Origin of the sequence: Streptomyces sp. NPDC048496, assembly GCF_043200055.1 — a bacterium.
Classification (GTDB): domain Bacteria; phylum Actinomycetota; class Actinomycetes; order Streptomycetales; family Streptomycetaceae; genus Streptomyces.
The window spans coordinates 1-1855 of the sequence record NZ_JBICXB010000111.1; the positions used below are offsets into that span (position 1 = coordinate 1).

Below are 1855 nucleotides of genomic sequence, written 5' to 3' on the forward strand. Positions count from 1 at the left end.
AACACAGTGGACGCGAGCAACTGAGGACAAGCCCTCGGCCTATTAGTACCAGTCAGCTCCACCCGTTGCCGGGCTTCCACATCTGGCCTATCAACCCAGTCGTCTACTGGGAGCCTTAACCCCTCGAAGGGGGTGGGAATACTCATCTCGAAGCAGGCTTCCCGCTTAGATGCTTTCAGCGGTTATCCTTTCCGAACGTAGCCAACCAGCCATGCCCTTGGCAGGACAACTGGCACACCAGAGGTTCGTCCGTCCCGGTCCTCTCGTACTAGGGACAGCCCTTCTCAATATTCCTACGCGCGCAGCGGATAGGGACCGAACTGTCTCACGACGTTCTAAACCCAGCTCGCGTACCGCTTTAATGGGCGAACAGCCCAACCCTTGGGACCGACTCCAGCCCCAGGATGCGACGAGCCGACATCGAGGTGCCAAACCATCCCGTCGATATGGACTCTTGGGGAAGATCAGCCTGTTATCCCCGGGGTACCTTTTATCCGTTGAGCGACAGCGCTTCCACAAGCCACTGCCGGATCACTAGTCCCGACTTTCGTCCCTGCTCGACCCGTCGGTCTCACAGTCAAGCTCCCTTGTGCACTTACACTCAACACCTGATTGCCAACCAGGCTGAGGGAACCTTTGGGCGCCTCCGTTACTCTTTAGGAGGCAACCGCCCCAGTTAAACTACCCATCAGACACTGTCCCTGATCCGGATCACGGACCCAGGTTAGACATCCAGCACGACCAGAGTGGTATTTCAACGGCGACTCCACAACCACTGGCGTGGCTGCTTCAAAGTCTCCCACCTATCCTACACAAGCCGAACCGAACACCAATATCAAACTGTAGTAAAGGTCCCGGGGTCTTTCCGTCCTGCTGCGCGAAACGAGCATCTTTACTCGTAGTGCAATTTCACCGGGCCTATGGTTGAGACAGTCGAGAAGTCGTTACGCCATTCGTGCAGGTCGGAACTTACCCGACAAGGAATTTCGCTACCTTAGGATGGTTATAGTTACCACCGCCGTTTACTGGCGCTTAAGTTCTCAGCTTCGCCGACCCGAAAGTCAGCTAACCGGTCCCCTTAACGTTCCAGCACCGGGCAGGCGTCAGTCCGTATACATCGCCTTACGGCTTCGCACGGACCTGTGTTTTTAGTAAACAGTCGCTTCTCGCTGGTCTCTGCGGCCACCCCCAGCTCATGGAGTAAATCCAATCACCGGTGATGGCCCCCCTTCTCCCGAAGTTACGGGGGCATTTTGCCGAGTTCCTTAACCATAGTTCACCCGAACGCCTCGGTATTCTCTACCTGACCACCTGAGTCGGTTTAGGGTACGGGCCGCCATGAAACTCGCTAGAGGCTTTTCTCGACAGCATAGGATCATCCACTTCACCACAATCGGCTCGGCATCAGGTCTCAGGCTCAATGTGTGACGGATTTGCCTATCACACGCCCTACACCCTTACCCCGGGACTACCACCGCCCGGGCTGGACTACCTTCCTGCGTCACCCCATCGCTTACCTAGTACAAGTCTGGTTCGTCGGCTCCACCACTACCCTCAACTCCGAAGAGATCGGGCCGGCTTCACGGACTTAGCATCGCCTGATTCAGTATTGGGCGTTTCAAAGCGGGTACCGGAATATCAACCGGTTGTCCATCGACTACGCCTGTCGGCCTCGCCTTAGGTCCCGACTTACCCTGGGCAGATCAGCTTGACCCAGGAACCCTTAGTCAATCGGCGCACACGTTTCTCACGTGTGTATCGCTACTCATGCCTGCATTCTCACTCGTGAACCGTCCACAACTCGCTTCCGCGGCTGCTTCACCCGGCACACGACGCTCCCCTACCCATCCGTACT

At 56.5% G+C, this 1855-nt stretch carries 1 rRNA gene (cut by a window edge); it reads right to left on the reverse strand.

Annotated elements, in window-relative coordinates:
- Positions 1–22: 22 nt before the first annotated feature.
- A 23S ribosomal RNA gene (locus ACGFSA_RS34785) occupies positions 23–1855 on the reverse strand; it runs 1368 nt beyond the window's last position.